This window comes from Micromonospora halophytica, from assembly GCF_900090245.1.
Classification (GTDB): Bacteria; Actinomycetota; Actinomycetes; order Mycobacteriales; family Micromonosporaceae; genus Micromonospora; species Micromonospora halophytica.
This window is the reverse complement of record NZ_FMDN01000013.1, coordinates 85,790-106,036: the sequence shown is the minus strand read 5'-3', so window position 1 is coordinate 106,036 and position 20,247 is coordinate 85,790. Positions and strand designations below refer to the sequence as shown.

Sequence of the window (20,247 nt, the reverse complement as noted above, 5' to 3'; positions counted from 1 at the left end):
CAGGCGGACGGACGGGGGCGTGCGGCGCGGGGGCGGTCAGCCCCGCTCCCAACTGTCGCCGGCGGCCAGGCCCAGCGCCGCCAGTCGGGCCGGCGCCGCACCGAGGCTCGACACCTCGTCGTGTCGCAGCCGTGGAAACATGCCGCCGAGGGCGAGCGTCTCCAGCACCCGGGTCCGCATCGCCGGCTCCACCCGGCGGCCCCACCGCTCCCACGCCGAGCGGAACGGCTCCACCCGCTGTCGGGCGAGGCCCATCAGGCACGCCGTCGCCCACAGGGCCCAGAGCTGGTCCTCGGGAACCCGAGCGGCGAGATCCACCAGCCAGGGTTCCGGCTCGGCGGTGCAGCGCCGGTAGCCCGCACGCAGGTCGGACACGTCGACGCCGAACCGGTGAACGGCGGTCGCGAGCGGTACCGGGCTCCAGTTGTTCGTGGCCCGGTCGTTCTCCACCACGATCCGCGGTTCGCCGTGTTTGAAGTACGGCAGGCAGTCGAAGCCGTCGAGGACGCGCGTCGGGTCGAAGGACCATCCGTCCGGCGGCGAACCGATGTAGCAGGAGGCGTCCCGGCGTCCCCGCGCATCGTTGCCGACCACGCTCGGGACGTCGTGGTGAGCCGCGAGATTGGGCACGGCGAGGTAGATCGGCAACCCGAACTCGCGCGCGAAGTGGGCCACGGCGACGTCGTCGGGTTCGTCCGGGTCCAGCCCGGCGAAGTAGTCGGTCAGCTCTTTCGCCGCCGGCGCGGGCAGTGCCAGCGCGATGGTCGGCACGTAGTCGCAGACGGCACGGACCCAGTGCGCGCCCAGCAGCGCGGCCATCCGGACGGCGGCACCGTTACGCGACCCCCAGTCACTGTGCAGGGCGACGCCGGCGTCGGGCTGCGCCTCGACGGCTCGGAAGGCGTGCTCCAGGAAGCCGGCCGGCACCACCGCGTCGTCCTGCAGCACCAGGTGATGGGTGCAGCCCGGCCCGACGGCGGACCACACCGCCGTGGCGGTCCGCAGGGTTCGTGGTGGGCCGTCCGGCTCGGGATCGGGAACGATCTGGACCGGGAAGGGAGCCAACCGGCGGGCCAGGTCCTCCGCGAGGTGCCGCCGAGACGGGTGCGTCATGATGGCTACCGACACAGCACCGAGGGGCAAGTCCGTCTCCTTCCGCGGAGGGTCGGCGGTGTCGAGGGCGCGCCGGCGCATCTGTGCGCCGATGGTCCTGCTCCGGCCCATGCGTGACCCCGGCGAACTGGCTCGGCCGCCTGCCGTGGCGAACGCGGGGCGGCTGACGCGACAGGTGCCGCCTCCCCTTCATGGATCGCCGTCAACCTATCAATGATCCGGACCAGGTGCGACCCCTGCAGCGAGCGTCCACGGGTCACGTCGGGCGGGGGTCGACCCGACCCGAGGCGTCGTCGCCGATGTCCGGCCGGATCAACCGCGTCCGATGTGTGCGACTGTCTGTCCGATATCGATGGTCAGTGCCAGGCCGAAGTGGTCCGAGGCGTACTGCCCGTCATCGTCCGGGTCGGTGCCGAGCAGGGCGGGACTCCGTACCGCCCGGACCGGGTCCGTCGCGCGGTGCAGTACGTGGTCGAGCCGCCAGGTCGGCTCCGGTACGGGCATGGTCAGCGCATCGTCGGAACCGCCGCCGGCCCTCCAGGCGTCGACCAGCACGGCCCGGTCGCGCAGCCGGTCCATCAACGGGCTGTCCGCCGGGCAGTTGAGGTCGCCGCAGATCAGCAGAGGCCGGTCCGGTGGAGCCGCCACCGCCGCCGTCTCCAGGCCACGGAGGCACGCCTCCTTGACCGCGTCGGGACCGACCGGCAGGTGCACCACCCAGACGGTGGCGGCGGACGTGGTCACGGCCAGCGCGGTCGGATGGCCACCGAAGCCGCCGAACCCGGGCACGGGAAAGGTCCGGCTCGCGAGTACCGGTGTTCTGCTGAGCACCGCCAGGCCGGCGACGGTGCCAGGGCCGGTGGTCGTCATGGTGTACCGCGGCTCGCCGAGGGCGTGCAGATCGGCGACCAGACCTTCCAGCCGGCTCAGGTCGGACGGCACCTCCTGCAGGGCGATCAGATCTGCGTCGGCACCGCTCAGGGCACGAGCCAGGAGCGCGGCCCGACGCTGCCACACCCGGTGCTCGTCCGCCTCACGCAGGGCCGGGCTGTCCGCGCGCGCACCGCGCAGCAGCCCTCGATCGAGCCGGTACCGGTGCGGGGTGCCGGTGCCCCAGAGATTGAATGTGACGACACGCAGCGGCATCTGGCCCCGATCCTCCAGGTTCGACGACGGTTCCCCGCACCGCGGGGCACCGGTCACGCGCACCGTAACAGCACCGGCGCCGTCCGGTAGGGAATCGCCGGCCGGTGGGCGAGGCATCGATTGGCTACTATGGCGCCCCTATCGAGCGAAGGAGTCATCGTGAGCCTTGATCGGCGACGGTTTCTGGCACAGTCAGGCATCGCGGGTGTCGGGGTGGCGTTGTCGGGCGCGATCGACGCGCTCTTCACGGCGGCGAACGCGTCATCGGGGCCCCGCCACGGATACGGCGCGCTCGTGCCGGACCCGGCAGGGCTCCTGGACCTGCCGAGTGGGTTCCGCTACCGGGTCCTCTCACGGGAGGGCGATGTGCGACCCGGCGGCGTCGTTCCCAGCAGTTTCGATGGAATGGGGGCGTTTCCCGGCCCGGGTCCTGAGGTCCGTCTCGTGCGTAACCACGAGAACCGGGTGGGTGCCTCCGTTCCGGTCGTCGCGCCCGCGGAGCTGACCTTCGACCCGGTCGCCGCCGGCGGGACCACGACGTTGCACGTCCGGCCGGACCGCGTCGAGGAGCGGATCAGCCTGGGCGGGACCTCGACCAACTGTGCGGGTGGGCAGACGCCCTGGCAGACGTGGCTGACCTGCGAGGAGACGGAGGTTCGCCGGGGTGACGGCGGTCACGAGCAGGATCACGGCTGGATCTTCGAGGTCGACCCGTACCGCACCGTCCGCAACCGGCATCCCACGCCGCTGACCGCCATGGGGCGCTTCGCTCACGAGGCGATCTGCGTCGATCCCCGCACCGGCGTCGTGTACGAGACCGAGGACGCCTACGGGGAGAAGTTGGGCTGCTTCTACCGGTTCCTGCCCGCGAAGCCGCTCGGTGGTCACGGCAGCCTGCGGGCCGGCGGTCGGTTGCAGGTCATGCGCGTTCCCGACGTACCCGACCTGTCCGTCGTCCAGGACCCTGGCGCCACCTTCGGCGGTGTCGAGTGGATCGACGTGCCGGACCCGCTGGCCACCACCACCTCCGTGCGTCTGCAGGACTACGGGCCACGCGGTGTCACGCACGCGGAGAAGCTCGAGGGAGCCTGGTGGGGCACGGACGGTGGGGCCTACTTCGTCTCCTCCTTCGCTGCGCGCGCCCACGGGTCGGAGGCGGACCACCAGGGGCAGGTGTGGCGGTACGCGCCGGCCACCCGCGAACTCAGCCTGGTCGTGGTCTTCCGCTCCACCGACTCGGATCTGTTCAGGACTCCGGACAACATCTGCATGACCCCGTCGGGCGGACTGATGCTCTGCCAGGACGGTGACGGCGACAGCTACCTGATGGGTACGACCGTCGCCGGCGAGCCGTACCTGTTCGCCCGTAACCGGCAGAACATCGGCACCGAGTCGGCTCCCGCGTACGGCGAGTTCGCCGGTGCCTGCTTCTCCACCGACCAGCGGACGCTCTTCGTCAACTGCTACGCCCCGGGCACGACGTTCGCGATCACCGGGCCCTTCCAGCGGTAGGCCGGTCCGGTCGGCGACCTGCGTCGCCGGACGCCACCCGCGCGACCAGGTTCGCGCCGGGCGGTGGGACGCATCTCGCAGCGACGGGTGCACCCCACCGCCCGGCGCGGGCCGCCGGGTGGCCCGGAAAGGAACCGCGCGGACGTGGGTGACCGTTTCCACCGTCCTGGCCGATCCCGGCAGTGCCGAGGACAGCCGGCCGGAACTGGCGGGTGCCCGTCCCGGCCGGCTGTCGAGTCAGCTCACCTGCTCAGGAGTGGTTGCCAGCCGTCGCGGTGGCGCAGGCCGCGAGGTTGCAGGCGGATCTGGTCGTGCACTGTTCCGGGCACCGGCTCGGTTCGTATCGCCTGGGGCCGGTCCACCACGACGCAGACGTCCTCCCCGGGCCACCACCAGCCGCAGGAGCGGGCCAGGCCGGCCCAGGCGTCGAGGTGTTCGGCCTCGTCCGGCCCGTACCGGGCAAGGTCGAGCCGATGCAGCACGTCGTAGTAGGCGATCCATGACGCGTCCTGCTGCCCGTACCAGCACACCGGTACCGGGCCGTCGCCCGCGAGGGCCGCACGCACGGGTAGGTGGTACCCGTGCGCGAGACTCCGGTGCAGTGCCGTGCGTACGCCCTGGTGCAGCACGACAGCGAGCGGAACACCGCTGTCGAGCGCGTGTATCGGCGCCAGTTCGGGCCATGGTTGCTTGGTCTTGCTCGTACGCACGGGTGACAGTTCGGGGTCGGTGTGCGTGACGCCCGCGCTCAGCGCGCCGCGTAGCTGGGAGGTGATCATGGCGAGATCGCTTGCCAGCGGTGGTGTCCCACGTGGCCGGGGGTCCCGGATGCGCTCGTGGAGTTGGTCGAGAGTGGGCCAGCCGGTGATCAGGGGCCGCGCCTTGTCCGGCGAGTCGACCCATTCGAACCGGGGGCGCGGCCGTGATGCCCGGGCGTAGATGCTGGTCAGGCAGCGCTCGGCGGTCGACTTGTCAGCCGGCTGCGTGGACAGGGCGTGGTCGAGCCATTCCTGGCGGATCCGAATGGCCTGCTGCCACAGGTCGTGAGGGTTGCCGCTGCGAACGGCCTGTGGAGGTTTCGCGGCGTCGTCGCGCCGCGTGGGGGCGCTCACCGCGCCAGGGCGTCGCCGCCCTTCCGGTACGAGATCATGGAACGACTATGGCCCACAACGCGGCACCGGCGCAAGGCACCTTCCGGTCACACGAGCACGCTCCACGTCACCGGGCCGACGAGGCCGTCGGCGACGAGGCCGTTGCGGCTCTGGAAGCTGCGTACGGCGGTGGCGGTGACCGAACCGAAACCACCGTCCACGATGAGGCTCGCCCCTCGGGCGTTGAGCGCGGTCTGCAGGCCGCGCACCAGGTCGCCGGAGTTGCCCTCCCTCAGTGGCAGGACAAGTGCCGTCCAGGTGATCGGGCCGACCACACCGTCGGCGTAGAGCCCCCGGCTGCTCTGGAACGACCGCACCGCCGAGGCGCAGCCCGGTCCGAAGACGCCGTCGACGACGACGGAGATGCCCCGGGCACGCACCAGGTACTGGACGACCCGGGGCACCCAGCCGGAGGCTCCCTGGCTGACGCTCGGGTAGCCGGTGCTGCCGACGGGGGCCGTCGCACCGAGGGTGATGCCGCGGTTGGCGAGAAGGACGCGGGGGTCCGTGGAGGTCAGTCGAGGGCGGTGGATCTCGAAGTGCAGGTGCGGGCCGCTGGAGTTGCCGGTGTTGCCCATCAAGCCGATCAGTTGTCCGCAGCTGACCTGCTGGCCGACGCTGACGAGCACCCGGTGCAGGTGGCCGTAGTAGGAGAAGTAGCTGTCGGCGTGGTTGAGGTGGACGCTGTTGCCGGTGCGGCCGGCCAGGGGACCACTGGTCGTGTCGCCCGGGTACGAGTTGGTCTTGACGTCCCGGACCGTGCCGTCGGCCGTCGCGTAGACAGGGGTGCCCTGGTTGTTGGCAACGTCCCAGCCGGTGTGGGTGGGGCGGCTGGGGGTCTTGTAGCCGGAGGTCAGCGTGCCGAGCGTCGGGTTGCTCCACCCGGCGACAGCCGCCAGCGCCGGACTGGCATTGCCGAGGACGCCGGCACCGACACCGACGCCCAGGGCCGCGATGAGGGTGCGGCGCCGCACCGCCGAGTCGAGCAGACGGCCTGAAACCGAATCGTCGTCCATCGTTGTCTCCATGCTGTTCCGGTTCTGGTCCGTTGACCACCGACTCTCGACACCGACCGAAAGCCTTCTATATCCAGGCGGCATCGGGAGGGCGGCTTCCGTGAGCGACTCGCCCGCCGGTCAGCCGGCGGGGGCTGGCTTGTACGCGGTGACGAGGTCCCACACGCCAGGCAGCACCGTCACCCGTTCGAAGCCGACCTCGGCGAGCAGCTTGGTGTAGAACTCCACCTCTCGCAGTCGGCTGACGCAGTTGTCCACGCCGATCAGGAAGTAGCTCCAGAAGAACTGCATGGCCAGTCGGTCCGGGGTGCGGAACTCCTCGCTGATCAGCAGCAGCCCGCCCGGTTCCAGCGCCTCGTACGCCTGCTCCACCAGGCGGCGGGCCACCTCGTTGGGCCAGTCGTGCAGCACCCGGACGAAGGACAGCGCGTCGTACCCCGGCGGCAGAGGTTCGGCGAGGAAGTCGCCGCCGACGAATCCCAGCCGGTCCGGATGGCCCCGTGAGAGGCGGGTGGTTGCCACCAGCGGCGCCACCGCCGGCAGGTTGTACACGTCGGCCCGCAGGTCTGGTGCGATGTCCAGCACGTGCGCGGCGAGTGTTCCGTCGCCGCCGCCGACGTCCAGCAGGCGGCGTCGGTCTGGCCAGAGCAGATCGGCGTGCCGCCGGATGGTTTCGGTCACCGGGCCCAGCCCGACGGCCATGCTGTGTTCGAAGTCGGCGGTCTGGGCGTCGGTCTTCGGCGGCCAGGCGAAGTCGTCGTCGCTGATGCTGATGTCGCCGCGCAGGCTCTCGGCCAGTCGGCCGTGCAACCGCCTCCACGGGTAGCGGTCCCGGTCCCGCTCGACCGCGCCGGGGCCGACCACTGCGGCGACCGCGTCGCGCAGCCCTGGCACGGCCCGGTAGCTGGTCGCGCCGATGTCGTCGTCGGGCTCGTCGCGGGTCAGGAAGCCGAGGCTCTCCAGGCAGTCGAGGAACTTGTACAGCCGCAGCGGGCGCACCCCGAACCGGGTGGCCAGCGCGTCGACGCGGGCCGGGCCGGGCTCCAACGCGTCGAGCAGCCCCATGCCGAGCGCGGTCTCCAGGACGTCCATGGCCTTGGGACCGTTGGCGAGCAGGCTCATCAGCGCCCGTGGCGAGAGGGTGACAGTCATCGGTGCAACTCCTTCTCCAGCGCGTCCATGAACGTATCGACCTCGTCGAGGGTGTTGTAGACGTGTGGGCCGACGCGCAGGTAGCCGCGCCAGCTGCAGATCACGCCGCGGGTGGCCAGCCGCCGCTTCACCGCCTCGCCGTCGGGGACGTCCAGGCACACCACGCCGCCGCGGCGGTGCGGCTCGGTGGGGCTGACCACCGCGATGCCGGCCGCGTGGGCCCGGTCCAGGGCCCGCTGGGTGAGGGCCAGCGAGTGCGCCCGGATGGCCTCGACGCCGATCCCGGCCAGCAGATCCAGGCCGACCTGGGAGACCAGCGAGGTGAGCGGGTACGGGGTGCCGCCGGCGAACCGCCGAGCGCCGGGGGCCCAGTCGGTGGACGGCTGGAAGGTGAACGCCCGGTCGCCGGCCTGCCAGCCGGTGGCCGCCGGTTCCAGGTCCGGCACCAGGTCCGGTCGGACGTAGAGGAAGGCGGTGCCGACGCCGCACAGCCACTTGTGCGCGCCGCCGAGGACGACGTCGACGCCGAGCGCGGTGACATCCAGCGGCACCACGCCGACGGTCTGATATGCGTCCACCACGACCAGCGCGCCGACGTCGTGGGCGCGGGCGACCAGGCGGGGCAGGTCGACGGTGGCGCCGGAGATGAAGCTGGCATGCGATACGCACACCAGTAGCGTCCGTTCGTCGAGGCGTGCCTCCAGGGCGTCCTGGTCGAGGTGGTGGCCACCGGAGCCGACCACGTCGAGTTGGGCGCCGTAGCGGCCGAACGCCCGGAAGACGAACGGAACCGTCGGGTACTCCAGGTCGGTGGTGACGACCCGGTCCCGCGGCGGGCGGTAGTCGAAGCAGGACGCCACCCGGGCGAGCAGGGCGCTCAGGTTCGCGTCGGTGACCACGCTGCCCGGCGGTGCGCCGAGCAGTGCGGCCACCGAGTCCGCGTAGCGGTCGAGGCCGACGTGCCAGTCCTGCCACACGTCGTCGCGCCAGGTGCGCAGCGTCTCCCAGTAGTCGTGCAGCACCCGCTCCGCTCCCCTCGGCGCCGCGCCGGTGGAGTTGCTGTTCAGGTACACGCAGGTCTGCAGCAGCGGGAACTCGGCGCGCAGCGCGGCGTGCGCGGTGGTGTCGAGGCACTGCGGCCAGTCAGGTGCGCGCGTCGGGCCGGACCGGCTCATGCGGGGCCGCCTCCACTCGGGTAGATCGGGCCGGGATCGGGGATGGCGGGGGTGAAGACCGGCACGTCGCGGACGGCCGCCAGGTACGGCGTGCCCTCGGTGTAGCCGGTACCGGCGCGGGGACCGAGCATCCGGGTCGCGATCCGGTGGTGGGTGCGCCGCCACTGAAGCAGGGCCGCGGCGAACGCGTCCATCCGCCGGGCCACCAGGTCGTGGTCCGGGCCGTCGAGCCGGCCTCCGCGGACGGCCGACCGGTACGCCTCGTCCACCGTTGGCTGGCCAGCCCGCACCCGGGCCCGAACCTCCGGCACCGACAGGTAGGCCGCCGAGTCCAACCGGTCTTCCTCCGGGGTATGGCACAGCGACTCGGCGAGCTTGTAGGAGCGGGACTGGATGGCGCTGGCCCCTTCGGTGTACTGCCGGAACGTCCGGAACGACTCCGGCTGCATGGTGGCCAGCAGCGAGAAGAGCGGGGTTGCGGTCCCGAGCAGGTCCCGGGCGTAACCCAGCCGGTCGGCCGCCGCGACGGGGGTGTCGCCGGTCAGCGCGGCCACGGCTGCGCGCAGTTCGTCGGCGACCCCGGCGAAGAGGCACTCGTACGCCTGGAGTACCCGGATGAACAGGTACTCGTCATGGGTGATGTGGACCGGCAGCATGCTCAGCCGCAACGGCAGATCATCGGCGGCATCGAGGTCAACGGCGATGGCGTGCAGCGCGGCGGCGGCGGTCGCCGGTTCAGCGTCGTCGACCGCTCTGCCCAGACCGAGCCGGGCCAACGCGGCAGCGGCGGCCCGTGAGCCGAGCCGGCAGCGTTTGGTCACCACCGCCGGTCCCGGACGCCGCTGCGGGAGAAGATCGGTGGTGTGGGCGGCGGCGGCCAGTTCGAAGGCCAGCGCGTCGGCGACCAGGCGGACGAGGAGCCGGTCGCGGACCTGCCGCGCGGTGGCGTCGTCTGCGGCCGGTGGTGGGTCGTCCGCTCCGGTGGGCAGCCGGAGCAGGCGCAGGGCCAGGTAGCTGCGGTAGTCGTAGCGGCCGTCCCACTTGTCGAGCGCGACGTCGAGGAAGTCGCTCAGCAGCCGTGCCGGACCGCCGTCCCGGGTCGCCGTCACGCCGGCCACCCTCGCCCGCGCGCCGTCGAGCAGGCCGAGGAATTCCTTTTCGACGAAGTGTTTGCCAACCCGGTGGAATTCGTCCAGCACAGATGGGTAAGGAAAAGTGCGTGGGTCGGCCGCACCGGACAACCAACTTGTCAGCTCGCGCACGATCCACCCTTCGACAATTCCGGACGCCTACAGTCGAGGCTGCCGGTCACTTCCGGCGAGTGCGTATCAGGGCTGGGCGGTGCCGGTCTCGTCACCAGTGGGGTGCAGCCGGGCCTGCCACAGGTCCGGGAAGAACCGGTGTCCGACGAGTTTGGCGAGCATGGTCGCCGGGCTGCCCGCTACGCCGGCCGGAGCGTGGCCCCCGACCCGCAGGGCCACCTGGTAGTGCCGGGCCCGCCACAGCGACACCCGCTCGTCCCACTCCACCATCGCCTCGGCCAGCCGGTGCACCGGGTCCGCCGGATCCGCCGGGCACAGCTTCGCCATCGGGATCCCGCGGCCGGCGACGTGGTCGGCGAACGCACGCCCGAGTTGACGACTGGCCGCTTGGATCTGCCGCCAGCCGGGCGACTCGGCACCGGAACCGTTACCCAGCGCGGGCTGCATCGCCTGAAAGTCCACCGGGGACAGATGCCGGAACATCTCCAGGTGGTCGGTGACCATCCGCATCGCGAGCGTCGCCCGGGCCAGCAGCGACTCGGCCACCGCCAGGTCCCCGGCGTTCACCCGGGCGGTCGCCTCGGTCAGCTCGGCCGCCGCCAGTTTCAGCCACAGCTCGGTGGACTGGTGCACCACCTGAAAGAGTAGTTCGTCGCGGTGAATCACTTCGTCCTGGGACCGTTGCAGGTCGAGCAGCACGTCCGTGCGCATATAGCGCGCGTAGTCCGTAGCACCGGTGCCAGGCAACACAGGTGGGTGTTCACGCTTCACGTAATAGCCCTTCAGTCGGCGTCAGCACGCCGGGATCAGCCGTACGTCGGCGGCAATCATCCAACGAAGAACAGCGATGCGCTACCCCTCGAACCCAATCCGTGCCCGTGGAATTGAGAAAGGGGCTGCACATCGTCCAATAGAGGACAAACGTCCATCATGCTGATTAATGCCTGTCAATCGATCCGGCGGGCGCACCGGGTAGGGGCGCCTCTCGAGGCGGGCGGCGCGGCGGTGCCCCTGAGGCACGGGCGTTCAGCTGCGTCCGGCGACCTCTACGAGGGTCTCCGGGGCGAGGGCAATGCCGTTCACGCCGAGCGGAATCACCGGGACCGCCCGATCGGCGTCTCCGATCACCGAGGCGGGAACGAAGAACACTCCAGAGTGAACCTCCGCGCGTACCCGGGTCGGCGACCCGACCGCGACGGCCGCCACGCCAGCGGTGGGTAGCTGGCCCACCAGACCATCGAGGACCTCGCTCACGCTGTACCCGTCTCCGCCATCCGCTGCACCGACGGCAGCCTGGTGCCGACCGGACAGCAGGCTCTCGACATACCAGCCGGACGGTCCGGTCCAGAGCCGCAACGTGTGCTCGTCGTCGAGCGAGACCGCGTCGGCGAGGACGTAGCCGGCTGGTGGCCGCCAGTTCCCCTCAGGCGTGGCCGGGCTTGGAGCGACGTTGATGACGGTCGCGACGGCGAGGCAGGCAGCCGAAGCCCGATCAGGCTGTGGAGGGTCGAGCGGGATCTGGCAGTGTCCATGACACAACCCTCCGAGCGGTCGGGGTCAGTCGGAGCGTCGGATCTTACGCATGAGCATCGCGCACACTCCGTATCCGGAACCGACGTTGCCGGTGAACGCGCCGGCAGCCGGCCGTCGCGCCCGCCGGGACGCACCTGCTGCCGCTCGCCGGACCGGCGAGGGGACTCCGGTGCAGGGGACCTATTCGGCCAGGCCCGGCTGCGGGTCGAGGGGCGCCGGGAGCCGCAGCGTCGGCCAGCGCTGGTCAGGGCGGAAGTCGGTGTACGTGCCGTCGAAGGGAAAGTCGCCTGCGGCGATCAGCTTGATGAGCCGTTCCCCCTCGGCGCGGACGGCGTCGGCCGTAGCTCTGTCGAAGTAGAGGGGGTTTCCGATGTGCCCGTCGAACTCGTCGACGTCCTTCCACTCCCACTGCCGGTCCGGGGTCACGACGATGTCGAGGATCAGGTCGTTGGTGTCGACACCGTCGGGCTGCCGGCGGTAGGGCGTTTCGAGGTTGACGTACCAGCCGGTGAATGTGCCATCGCGGAAGAACCACCACACCGAGTAGGCGGCCCGCGGCGGCATGAGGACCAGAATGTCGTACTTCTGCCAGGTCAGGAGCACCAGCTTCGGGTCACGCATCCGATCGACGGTGACCTCGTGCTGGGTCTTGCCGTCCGCGTCGACAAGGCGGGCGAAGTCACTGCCGGCTGGATGCCAGAGCAGCAGCCCGTCTTCGTTGTCGGCGATGACGCGCATCGGCTGCACCCACGTACACCACCGTCCGCGAAGATAACGACGACTGATGATTTTGCCCGGCTCAAACAGCATCGCAGCAGCGTAGCCCGCCTTGATCAGTTGCCGCCGAACACGAACCGGCTGCCACGACCGACAGGGAACACCATGGACACTGCCACCAGCCGAATCTAGATCCGGGTCGCGGTAGCCGACCCTGAATACGCCGGTGCCGTCGAGACGATGGTTTTCATCGATGACCGGCCCGTCGTCGCGGAGACGTTCACCGCCGGACCGGCCGAGCAGCCCGAGTACCTGCTCGGCCCCGACCGTCGACTGCACGCCGACCCGAGCGGGCTGGTTGGGCATGAGGGGGTGCGTGTCATCCTACGACTTCCTGATCACGAGATGGCGGAGATGGCTGCGCCAGACGGCGGGTGAGGTCAGACGTCCGCCCGGCCAACCCGCCCTGCCGAGCGGGATCGATCGACCGTCACCGTGACCCGCGCACCTGCCGCCACAGGCCGGACTCCACGTCCGAGGGCGGGAGATGGGACACCAGCCGCTCCGGGTGACCGGCCGGCGGGCCGGAGGCGGCCGACGACCCCCGGTCGGTGCTGTCCGCGTGGACGAGAACCATCATGTTGCCCAGGGTGACGAGCCCGGCGTGGATGCCCCGCAGGGTGGTCCGCGCGACCCGGCCGTACCAGGTCGGTCCTCCGGTTCCGGACACGGGTCCTCCTTCGGCGACTGTCGATGCGGGCAGCATCCACCAGCGCCGTCAACGACCGATCGAGGCCTGCTCGCGCCGGAGTCGGGAGGTGACGACGGACGGGGCCTGCCACCGGTCTGCAGGCCCAGGGGTGCCGGTTCGTCTCGGAGCTGCTCGGCGTGGCCGCGGGTCCGGCGCTGGTCGCCGTTGCCGTCGGGGCCGGCCGGCGCGTCGCTCCCCGCCGACCTGCGGTACGGCTGATCAGGATCTCTCGAACACGCCGACCTGCCTGACCAGATATCCGTATTGTGCTGATTAGTGTGGCGATGTCCGAGACGGCGGGTGGGGTCGGACGCGTGGCGTCGGAGGCTGGTGGTGGGCCTCCACGCGCCTCCGTCGTCGCGATGATGATCAACGGAAGGTGCTTCTATGCTCCTCGATGGCAAGGTCGCGGTGGTCTTCGGCGCTGGTGGCGCGGTGGGTGGTGCGGTCGCCCGCCATTTCGCCGAGGAGGGCGCGGCGGTGTTCCTCAGCGGTCGTACGTCGGCGTCCGTGGAGGACGTCCAGCGCGACATCGCCGCCAAGGGCGGCACCGCCCAGGTCGCGCAGGTCGACGCCTCCAACGAGTCCGACGTGGAGGGCTACCTCGCCGACGTGGCCGCCCGGGCCGGCGCGCCGGACGTGGTGTTGAACGCGATCGGTATCGACGCGGTGCAGGGTGTGCCGCTGGTCGAACTCTCCCTCGCCGACTTCATGTTCCCGATCGCGACCTGGACGTCGTCGCAGTTCCTGACCTCCCGGGTCGCCGCGCGTCACATGGCCCAGCGGGGTTCGGGCACCATCCTCACCCTCTCCGCATCGCCGGCCACCCTGGCCATCGCGGGGACCGGTGGATTCGGGGTCGCCTGCGCGAGCGTCGAGGCGCTCAGCCGGACGCTCGCGGCCGAACTCGGACCGGCCGGGATCCGGGTCGCCTGCCTGCGACCCCACCGCATCGGCGAGACGCTCAGCGCGCCGGACTATCCCATGCCGGAGCCGGAGTTCCGGGAGTTCCTCGAGGGCATGACGCTGCTCAAGCGCCTTCCCACCCTGAACGACGTGGCGCGCACCGCGGCGTTCATCGCCTCGGACGGCGCCTCCGCCATGTCGGGATCAGTGGTGAACCTGACCTGCGGCATGAGCGTCAACTGATGCGCCGTGCCGGGCCGGTGGTCTGACCACGGGCGAGGTGGCCGGTCCTGGCGTATCCCGCCGGCCCGGGCCCGGCACGGGAACGCGACAACCTCCCGAGGTGGGTGTGGGCTGGTGCCACACCCACCCGGGAGGTCCTCACGTCCGGCGTGGCGGGACCACTCAGACGTAGTAGGTGTTCGGGTCCAGGCCGCAGAGGATCCGGCCGTAGGTCTCGGCGTTCACGTCCGGGTTCATCATCGCGTGCAGGCTGAAGGTCTGCAGGTCGTTGACGATCCGCTGGATCGGCACCTTGGTGTACGCCGAGGAACCGCCGCTGGACCCGGCGAAGATCTCCGCCGCCTCCCGGGTCAGCCGCACGGCCGCACCCTCGTCCGCCCGGCTGCGACCGCGCTCCGTCATCTCCCAGGCCTCGCCGGAGGCGCACTTGGCGTCCACGGTGGCGGCCAGACGCTGCGCGTGGAACTCCGCCTCGTCGATCTTCATGACCGCCTCGGCGACCCGCAGATGGGTCACCGGGGCCTCGGCCTGACTCGGGTACTCGGTGTAGGTGAGCTTGCGGCCGGGCAGCCGCTCGAAGAAGACGTCCCGAATCGCCTTGGCCATACCGATGGCGACACCGACGGTGGACGCCGCGCCCACGGAGATGAACGGAGCCCGGTACATCGGCACGTCGGCGTTCAGCTTCGAGACCGACTGGCCGTTGACCACCATGGGCGCCGCAAGGACGCGCTCCTGCGGGATGAAGAGGTCCTTGGCGGTGGTGGCGACGCTGCCGGTGCCGCGCAGGCCGCTGGTGTGCCAGTCGTCGGAGATCTCCAGGTCCGACAGGAGGACCGGACCCATCACCGGGTACGGGTCCCCGGCCGGGTCGAGCAGGATCGCCCCGATCTGCTGCCACCGGCTGCTCAGCGCGCCGCTGATGCACGGCCACGAGCCGTTGACCAGGATGCCGCCGTCGACCGGGACGGCCGTCGCGGTGCCCGGGCCGATGGTGGTGCAGACCTGCACGTCCGGGTCCGCGAAGACCTCCTCCTGGACCGCGTCCGGGAACAGGCCCAGGCCCCAGGTGGCGATCCAGGAACAGGACACCACCCACGCGGCCGAGCCGTCGGCCTGGGCGATCTCGTCGGCCACGGCGACCATGGTCTGCGCGTCGCTCTCGTAGCCGCCGTAGCGCTTCGGGATCCTCATCCGGAACACGCCCGTGTCGGTCAGGGCCTTGACCGTCTCCTCGTGCAGCCGGCGGTTCTCCGTCGACCACGTGGCGTTGGCCCGCAGCACGGGCGAGATCTCGCGTACCCGCCGCACCAGCTCTTCCCGGTTCGGGATGACGACAGTTGACATGTCCGCTCCTCACTGGAATTTCCGGAGTAACTAGGATCTTTGGAACAGAGTTCCTGAAACGCCCCGTCGGCACTTCTCCCGTATTGCTTGATCCGCTGGTGTCGCGCGAGCGGATCGGGCTGGCCCCCACCGCTCGCGACCGAGGCGCGGTCGGGTCGGCGGCAGGTGCCGGGGCAGGTCGGGCGCCGTCGGTGGCGCGGGTCAGGGGCCGGGACCCGGTGGCGGGGCCGGCGCGGGACGAAGGGGTCAGACGAAGAACCTGTTGAACTCGTCGATCACCGCCTGGGGCGCCTCCTCGACGAAGTAGTGGCCCGCGTCCGGCACCACGACCACCCGGACGTCGGTGCCCTGGTTCGGCAGCGTGGCCTGCATCTGCGCGGCGAACATGCCGTCGCCGAGGTTGGAGACCATGCCGAGAATCGGCGCGGTCACCTTGCCGTAGGTCCCGAGGTCGACGATGTCCTGGCCGAACGTCTGGTACCAGCCGCTGCCGCCCCGGATCGCGTCCCGGTTGTCGTAGTGGTGGGCGTAGACGGCCCGGTCCAGCGGGCCCACCGCGCTCTTGTCCATCAGGAAGTTGTCGAAGATCCAGTCGACGAGGTACCGGGCGCGGCCGGCCAGCAGGTCCTCGGGCAGGCCGACGACCTGGTTGAAGGCGAACCACCACGGGAAGAAGGGCGCGCCCGGGGGCAGGAGCATCGGGATCTGGTACAGGGAAGCGTCCGGGTGGACGACGTCCAGCAGCGCGACCTTCCGGGTGGCCTCCGGGTGGTTGACCGCGAAGCTGAAGGCGACCTGCGCGCCGATGTCGTGTCCGGCGATGTCCACCTGCTCGTAGCCGAGCGCGCGGACGAATCCGTGGATGACCGAGGCCATCGTCTTCTTGTCGTAACCGGTGGCGGGCTTGTCGGAGCCGCCCATGCCGGGGAGGTCCACGACGATGACCCGGCGGCCGGCCGCCGCGAGTGCGGGCATCACCTTGTGGAACTCCCACCAGGTCTGCGGCCAACCCGGCAGCAGGATCAGCGGGCTGCCGCTCCCGCCGGCGACGTAGTGGAGGCGGAGACCGTCCACGGTGACGTGGTCGCTGCGGAAGTCTCCGTCCAACGATTCCGCCAGCTGGGCGTCGGTCGGTACGGCCGTGGTCGCCTCACGCTTGTTCATCGTCAATTTCCCACTCCTCTTCCTGTCCAGAACACCCCGGGTGGTCGGTGTTCTGTATCGGCACCCCGAGAATTCGTCTCGGGACCGTCGCGGATGAACCGCCCCCGCTGCGTCGCGACTATCGGCCATCCTCGATCACCGGACACTCCCGTACCTCTCTCAAAGTGCTCTCGTTCCGGTTCCGCCGTTCCTCGCGCAGGAGCGGAAGGCAATTTCGAAGTAGCAGCCGTCGCGGAGCACGTTGAGAGAAGTCACGCCGATATTGATCCTGTGATGCTCGACCCGCGGTTCGCTTCGCCGGAGCAGGCCTATCTGCAAAAGGCCCCGACAACTCTTCGGGCAAGCGTCGAAAGCTGTGTCAGTGCAAATGTCGTCTAGGGGAGAGAAGGCCGGAACATGACCACCATGGACACTGTGAAGCTCGAGATCGACGGGCCGACGGCGACGATCTACTTCAATCGGCCCGACAAGAAGAACGCGATGAATCCGCAGATGCACCGCGACATGCACGTCGCCCTGGACGCGATCGAGGAGGCCGGTGGCGTCAAGGCGGTCGTGTTGACCGGTAACGGCAACAGCTTCAGCGCGGGCATGGACCTGGAGGAGTGCTTCCTCCGCCCGTTCGACGACCCGCAGCTGTTCTACCGGACCAACCTGGTGGCGCTGAAGTGGTTCCAGCGTCTGAAGGCGTTCCCGGCGGTGACCATCGCCAAGGTGAACGGCTTCGCCTTCGGGGGTGGCTTCGAGGTGACCGGTCTCTGCGATCTCGCGGTCGCGTCCGAGACCGCGCTCTTCGGTCTCTCGGAGATCAACTTCGGGATCTTCCCGGCCGGCGGCGCCAGCTGGGCGGCGACCCACAACCTGCCCCGCAAGCAGGCCCTCTACTACATCCTCACCGGCGACACCCTCACCGGCAAGCAGGCGGAGGAGTACGGGCTGGTCAACAAGGCGGTGCCGCTGGAGCAGCTCGACGCGGAGACCGACCGCATCGTCGGCAAGATCATCAACAAGAACCCGGTCACTCTGGAGCTGGCGAAGCAGGTCTACGAGCGGACCACGACCATGGACCTGCCGACCGCGATCGACTACGACCAGGCGAAGCTCTGGGAGCTCTCCCGGCTCAGCGGCAACGAGTGGATCAACGTGGCCCTGAAGCAGTTCGAGAAGCGCAGCTACCAGCCGGGCCTCAGCACGTACAAGCGGGCGGAGAAGGAATCATGATCTTCACCGGCCCTCGCCCGCCCGTCGACATACCCGAGACCTCGGTGACGTCGTTCGTGCTGGGGCGGGCGGAGCGGTACGGCGACCGGCCGGCGATCGTCGACGTCACCGGGGGCAACGGGTACACGTTCGCCGAGCTCGCCTCGGCGGTACGCCGCGCCGCCGCCGGGCTGCGCGCCCGCGGCTTCGGCCGGGGCGACGTGCTGGCCGTGCTCGCGCCGAACGTGCCCGAGTACCCGATCGCCTTCCACGCCGCCGCCCTGGCGGGCGGCACGGTGGTGGTGCTCAACCCGCTCGACACGGCGGACGACCTGGCCACCCACCTCGACGAGGCCGGTGCGCGCCTGCTCGTGACCGTGCCCTCCGAGGTGGCCAAGGCCACCGCGCTGACCGGCAGGACGAAGGTCGAGGAGATCGTCGTGTTCGGCGAGGCGGACGGCGCGACACCGTTCTCCGCGCTGCTCGTCGACGACGAGGTCCCCGACCCGTCGGTCGACCCGGCGCGGGACGTGGTGGCGCTGCTGCACTCCAGCGGCAGCACGGGCCATCCCAAGGGCGTGATGCTCACGCATCGCAACCTGGTCGCCAAGGCGCTCCTGACCAGCCTGGTCGCGCCCACCGGCGAGGACGAGAAGGTGCTGGCCATGCCGCCCTTCCACCACGCCTTCGGGCTGACCATGATGATGAACGCCAGCCTGCTGCAGGGCACCACCCTGGTGACCATGCAGCGCTTCGAGCCCGAGGCGTTCCTCGCGGCGATCCAGGAACACCGCATCACGCGGCTGTACATCGTCCCGACGATCGCCGTCCTGCTCGCGAAGAGCCCGCTGGTGGACCGGTACGACCTCTCGTCGCTGCGGTCGATCGTCTCCGGTGGCGCGATGCTCGACCCCGAGATCGCCCGTCTCGTCCGGCGGCGTCTCGGGTGCCACATCAGCCAGGGCTACGGTCTCACCGAGGCGATGGTCTCCTTCATGCAGTCGGCGGAACCGGAGGCGCCCGCGTCGGTCGGCCGGAACTCGCCCAACGTCGAGTGCAAGATCGTCGACGTCACCACGGGCGAGGAACTGGGCCGCAACCAGCGCGGCGAGATCCTGATCCGCGGTCCCCACGTGATGAAGGGGTACCTCAACGCGGAGGAGGCGACGCGGAAGGTGCTCGAGCCGGACGGCTTCCTGCACACCGGCGACCTCGGCTACGTCGACGACGACGGCGAGCTCTTCATCGTCGACCGCATCAAGGAACTCATCAAGTACAAGGGACAGCAGGTGTCTCCGGTCGAGCTGGAGGCGGTCCTGATGACCCACCCCAAGGTCGCGGACGCGGCGGTGATCGGTGTGCCGGACGAAGAGGCCAGCGAGGTCCCGAAGGGGTTCGTGGTGGCGCGGGAGCCGGCCACGCCCGAGGAGCTCATGGCCTTCGTGGCCGAGCGCGTCGCGCCGTACAAGAAGATCCGGCGGATCGAGTTCATCGACCAGATTCCCCGTACCCCGGTCGGGAAGATCGAGCGCCGCACGCTGAAGGAACGGGAGCACGCCATCGGGTGACCGTGGGTCAGTCACCGCGTCCACGACCCGGCGGCCGGCGTGCGAACCGCCGGTCCGCTGCGAAACTGCGCCTCGTGCCGGTCCCCAGCCGGAACGGGGCGCAGTTTTGTCGTCCGCGGACGTCGCTGCCGGACGGAACGTCGCCGGTCGAGTGACCGGAGAATCGCGGTCGAATTGCGGAGCGCCTGCAAATGGCCGGGGCCAGGACGCCAATATGGGAGAAGGATCGGCAGGGCGGTCGCTGGCACTCTTGTGGAGGATGGCTCCCGGGTCGGGGTCGGGGACCATTCATCATTTCTGACGGCGGTTATCGGCGGAGCTGTTCCGCCGACGGTTTTAAGGAGATCTGATGAATCCTCCCAAGGTTGTCACCAGAGAGGAATGGCTGGTGGCTCGGACGGCTCTCCTGGAAAAGGAGAAGGAGGTCACCAAGGCGCGTGACATGATCGCCGAGGAGCGCCGTAACCTGCCGATGGTCAAGGTGGAGAAGGAATATCTCTTCGAGGGGCCGAACGGCCCCCTGACGTTGCTCGACCTGTTCGAGGGGCGCCGCCAGCTCGTCGTCCGCCACTTCATGTTCGCTCCCGGCCAGACGGAAGGCTGCATCGGCTGCTCCATGCAGGCGGACAGCGTCGGTGAGCTCGCGCACATGTGGGCACGGGACACCACCTTCGTCATGGTCTCCCGTGCGCCGCTGGCCGACTTCCAGCCGTTCAAGGCCCGCATGGGCTGGAACCTGCCCTGGTACTCGTCGTTCGGCAGCGACTTCAACTACGACTTCGAGGTCTCCACCGAGCAGGGTGAGTCGCCCGGCGTCAGCGCCTTCTACCGCGAGGGTGACGACGTGTACTTCACCTACTCGATCTTCGATCGCGGTGGCGACATCTTCAAGAACTTCTACAACTACCTGGACATCACCCACCTCGGCCGGCGCGAGGACGAACTCGAGCACCCGTGGGACTGGTGGCGCCACAAGGACCGGTACGACGTCGAGGACGCCGCCGTGCCCGGCGCGAACTGGTGGAACGGCACCCGGTACAAGAAGTAGCCCGCGCCGCCGCCCCTGCCGCCGCCGCTGGTCCAGCCGATCCGGCCGGTGGGTTCGCCCACCGACGTGGCGTCCACACGCGCCCGCCGCCGGCTCGCCGCGCCGGTGCCGGCGGCAGGGACGGCCGACCGCTCCGGCTCCGTTCTGGACCCCTTGCCAGACCGGAGCCGGAGCACTTGTCGTGACCCGTACCCCGACGGCGTCCACCGCGTTGAGAGCCCAGAGAAGACCGGCGGTCTGACG

Annotated in this window: 18 protein-coding genes; 5 read left to right on the top strand and 13 right to left on the bottom strand. The window is 70.2% G+C overall.

Annotated features, from left to right (window positions below; translation table 11 throughout):
- Positions 1 to 36: 36 nt before the first annotated feature.
- Together GA0070560_RS17780 and GA0070560_RS17775 are read right to left on the bottom strand one after the other, a co-directional pair.
- Positions 37 to 1,113, bottom strand: a complete 1,077-nt coding sequence (locus tag GA0070560_RS17780) for a hypothetical protein (RefSeq protein WP_139131514.1) — start codon at positions 1,111 to 1,113, stop codon at positions 37 to 39.
- A 312-nt stretch (positions 1,114 to 1,425) separates the two neighbouring features.
- Complete coding sequence (locus tag GA0070560_RS17775; protein WP_170839459.1) at positions 1,426 to 2,259, bottom strand: endonuclease/exonuclease/phosphatase family protein; 834 nt, start codon at positions 2,257 to 2,259, stop codon at positions 1,426 to 1,428.
- A gap of 129 nt (positions 2,260 to 2,388) precedes the next feature.
- Here GA0070560_RS17775 and GA0070560_RS17770 point away from each other — a divergent pair, with 129 nt between their 5' ends.
- Positions 2,389 to 3,771 (top strand): alkaline phosphatase PhoX, encoded by a 1,383-nt coding sequence (locus GA0070560_RS17770; RefSeq protein WP_091298716.1) that lies wholly within the window; start codon positions 2,389 to 2,391, stop codon positions 3,769 to 3,771.
- 242 nt (positions 3,772 to 4,013) lie between these two features.
- Here the strand turns inward: GA0070560_RS17770 and GA0070560_RS17765 are convergent, their stop codons facing one another.
- The 9 genes from GA0070560_RS17765 to GA0070560_RS17720 all read right to left on the bottom strand — a co-directional run bounded on the left by GA0070560_RS17765 (position 4,014) and on the right by GA0070560_RS17720 (position 12,507).
- Positions 4,014 to 4,883, bottom strand: a complete 870-nt coding sequence (locus tag GA0070560_RS17765; protein ID WP_091298713.1) for a DUF6745 domain-containing protein — start codon at positions 4,881 to 4,883, stop codon at positions 4,014 to 4,016.
- Positions 4,884 to 4,969: 86 nt separating this feature from the next.
- On the bottom strand, positions 4,970 to 5,938 hold the full coding sequence (locus GA0070560_RS17760; protein WP_091298710.1) for a peptidoglycan DD-metalloendopeptidase family protein: 969 nt from the start codon (positions 5,936 to 5,938) through the stop codon (positions 4,970 to 4,972).
- A gap of 120 nt (positions 5,939 to 6,058) precedes the next feature.
- Positions 6,059 to 7,090: a methyltransferase gene (locus GA0070560_RS17755; protein WP_091298707.1), complete on the bottom strand. Its 1,032-nt coding sequence runs from the start codon at positions 7,088 to 7,090 to the stop codon at positions 6,059 to 6,061.
- A complete protein-coding gene (locus GA0070560_RS17750) occupies positions 7,087 to 8,265 on the bottom strand; it encodes an aminotransferase class V-fold PLP-dependent enzyme (RefSeq protein WP_091298705.1) in 1,179 nt (392 codons plus the stop codon). The genes GA0070560_RS17755 and GA0070560_RS17750 overlap by 4 nt, the downstream gene beginning before the upstream one ends.
- Complete coding sequence (locus tag GA0070560_RS17745) at positions 8,262 to 9,527, bottom strand: tryptophan 2,3-dioxygenase family protein (RefSeq protein WP_091298702.1); 1,266 nt, start codon at positions 9,525 to 9,527, stop codon at positions 8,262 to 8,264. Before GA0070560_RS17745 ends, GA0070560_RS17750 begins: the two co-directional genes overlap by 4 nt.
- Before the next feature lie 66 nt (positions 9,528 to 9,593).
- On the bottom strand, positions 9,594 to 10,298 hold the full coding sequence (locus tag GA0070560_RS17740; RefSeq protein WP_091298700.1) for a tryptophan 2,3-dioxygenase family protein: 705 nt from the start codon (positions 10,296 to 10,298) through the stop codon (positions 9,594 to 9,596).
- Between the two features lie 255 nt (positions 10,299 to 10,553).
- Positions 10,554 to 10,883, bottom strand: coding sequence for a hypothetical protein (locus GA0070560_RS17735; protein ID WP_091298697.1), 330 nt, complete (start codon positions 10,881 to 10,883; stop codon positions 10,554 to 10,556).
- 357 nt (positions 10,884 to 11,240) lie between these two features.
- Positions 11,241 to 12,143: a ribonuclease FAU-1 family protein gene (locus GA0070560_RS17730; RefSeq protein ID WP_245675572.1), complete on the bottom strand. Its 903-nt coding sequence runs from the start codon at positions 12,141 to 12,143 to the stop codon at positions 11,241 to 11,243.
- Between the two features lie 124 nt (positions 12,144 to 12,267).
- Complete coding sequence (locus tag GA0070560_RS17720; protein ID WP_091298691.1) at positions 12,268 to 12,507, bottom strand: DUF6059 family protein; 240 nt, start codon at positions 12,505 to 12,507, stop codon at positions 12,268 to 12,270.
- A gap of 408 nt (positions 12,508 to 12,915) precedes the next feature.
- Between GA0070560_RS17720 and GA0070560_RS17715 the strand changes: the two genes are divergently transcribed.
- Positions 12,916 to 13,677, top strand: a complete 762-nt coding sequence (locus GA0070560_RS17715) for an SDR family NAD(P)-dependent oxidoreductase (protein ID WP_091298688.1) — start codon at positions 12,916 to 12,918, stop codon at positions 13,675 to 13,677.
- A gap of 162 nt (positions 13,678 to 13,839) precedes the next feature.
- Here GA0070560_RS17715 and GA0070560_RS17710 read toward each other — a convergent pair whose 3' ends face one another.
- Positions 13,840 to 15,024, bottom strand: a complete 1,185-nt coding sequence (locus GA0070560_RS17710; protein ID WP_091298685.1) for an acyl-CoA dehydrogenase family protein — start codon at positions 15,022 to 15,024, stop codon at positions 13,840 to 13,842.
- A 246-nt stretch (positions 15,025 to 15,270) separates the two neighbouring features.
- Entirely contained in the window at positions 15,271 to 16,188 is a 918-nt protein-coding gene (locus tag GA0070560_RS17705) for an alpha/beta fold hydrolase (protein ID WP_091298682.1), read from the bottom strand.
- 405 nt (positions 16,189 to 16,593) lie between these two features.
- Here GA0070560_RS17705 and GA0070560_RS17700 point away from each other — a divergent pair, with 405 nt between their 5' ends.
- The 3 genes from GA0070560_RS17700 to GA0070560_RS17690 all read left to right on the top strand — a co-directional run bounded on the left by GA0070560_RS17700 (position 16,594) and on the right by GA0070560_RS17690 (position 20,004).
- A complete protein-coding gene (locus GA0070560_RS17700; protein ID WP_245675571.1) occupies positions 16,594 to 17,409 on the top strand; it encodes a p-hydroxycinnamoyl CoA hydratase/lyase in 816 nt (271 codons plus the stop codon).
- Complete coding sequence (locus tag GA0070560_RS17695; protein ID WP_091298674.1) at positions 17,406 to 18,956, top strand: AMP-binding protein; 1,551 nt, start codon at positions 17,406 to 17,408, stop codon at positions 18,954 to 18,956. The genes GA0070560_RS17700 and GA0070560_RS17695 overlap by 4 nt, the downstream gene beginning before the upstream one ends.
- A gap of 349 nt (positions 18,957 to 19,305) precedes the next feature.
- Positions 19,306 to 20,004, top strand: a complete 699-nt coding sequence (locus tag GA0070560_RS17690; RefSeq protein WP_091298670.1) for a DUF899 domain-containing protein — start codon at positions 19,306 to 19,308, stop codon at positions 20,002 to 20,004.
- Positions 20,005 to 20,247 lie beyond the last annotated feature (243 nt).

Coding starts and splice junctions, on each gene's coding strand:
- GA0070560_RS17780 (WP_139131514.1), bottom strand. CDS start 1,113: ATGACGCACCCGTCTCGGCGGCACCTCGCGGAGGACCTGGCCCGCCGG.
- GA0070560_RS17775 (WP_170839459.1), bottom strand. CDS start 2,259: ATGCCGCTGCGTGTCGTCACATTCAATCTCTGGGGCACCGGCACCCCG.
- GA0070560_RS17770 (WP_091298716.1), top strand. CDS start 2,389: ATGGCGCCCCTATCGAGCGAAGGAGTCATCGTGAGCCTTGATCGGCGA.
- GA0070560_RS17760 (WP_091298710.1), bottom strand. CDS start 5,938: ATGGACGACGATTCGGTTTCAGGCCGTCTGCTCGACTCGGCGGTGCGG.
- GA0070560_RS17755 (WP_091298707.1), bottom strand. CDS start 7,090: ATGACTGTCACCCTCTCGCCACGGGCGCTGATGAGCCTGCTCGCCAAC.
- GA0070560_RS17750 (WP_091298705.1), bottom strand. CDS start 8,265: ATGAGCCGGTCCGGCCCGACGCGCGCACCTGACTGGCCGCAGTGCCTC.
- GA0070560_RS17730 (WP_245675572.1), bottom strand. CDS start 12,143: ATGCCCAACCAGCCCGCTCGGGTCGGCGTGCAGTCGACGGTCGGGGCC.
- GA0070560_RS17715 (WP_091298688.1), top strand. CDS start 12,916: ATGCTCCTCGATGGCAAGGTCGCGGTGGTCTTCGGCGCTGGTGGCGCG.
- GA0070560_RS17710 (WP_091298685.1), bottom strand. CDS start 15,024: ATGTCAACTGTCGTCATCCCGAACCGGGAAGAGCTGGTGCGGCGGGTA.
- GA0070560_RS17705 (WP_091298682.1), bottom strand. CDS start 16,188: ATGAACAAGCGTGAGGCGACCACGGCCGTACCGACCGACGCCCAGCTG.
- GA0070560_RS17700 (WP_245675571.1), top strand. CDS start 16,594: ATGGACACTGTGAAGCTCGAGATCGACGGGCCGACGGCGACGATCTAC.
- GA0070560_RS17695 (WP_091298674.1), top strand. CDS start 17,406: ATGATCTTCACCGGCCCTCGCCCGCCCGTCGACATACCCGAGACCTCG.
- GA0070560_RS17690 (WP_091298670.1), top strand. CDS start 19,306: ATGAATCCTCCCAAGGTTGTCACCAGAGAGGAATGGCTGGTGGCTCGG.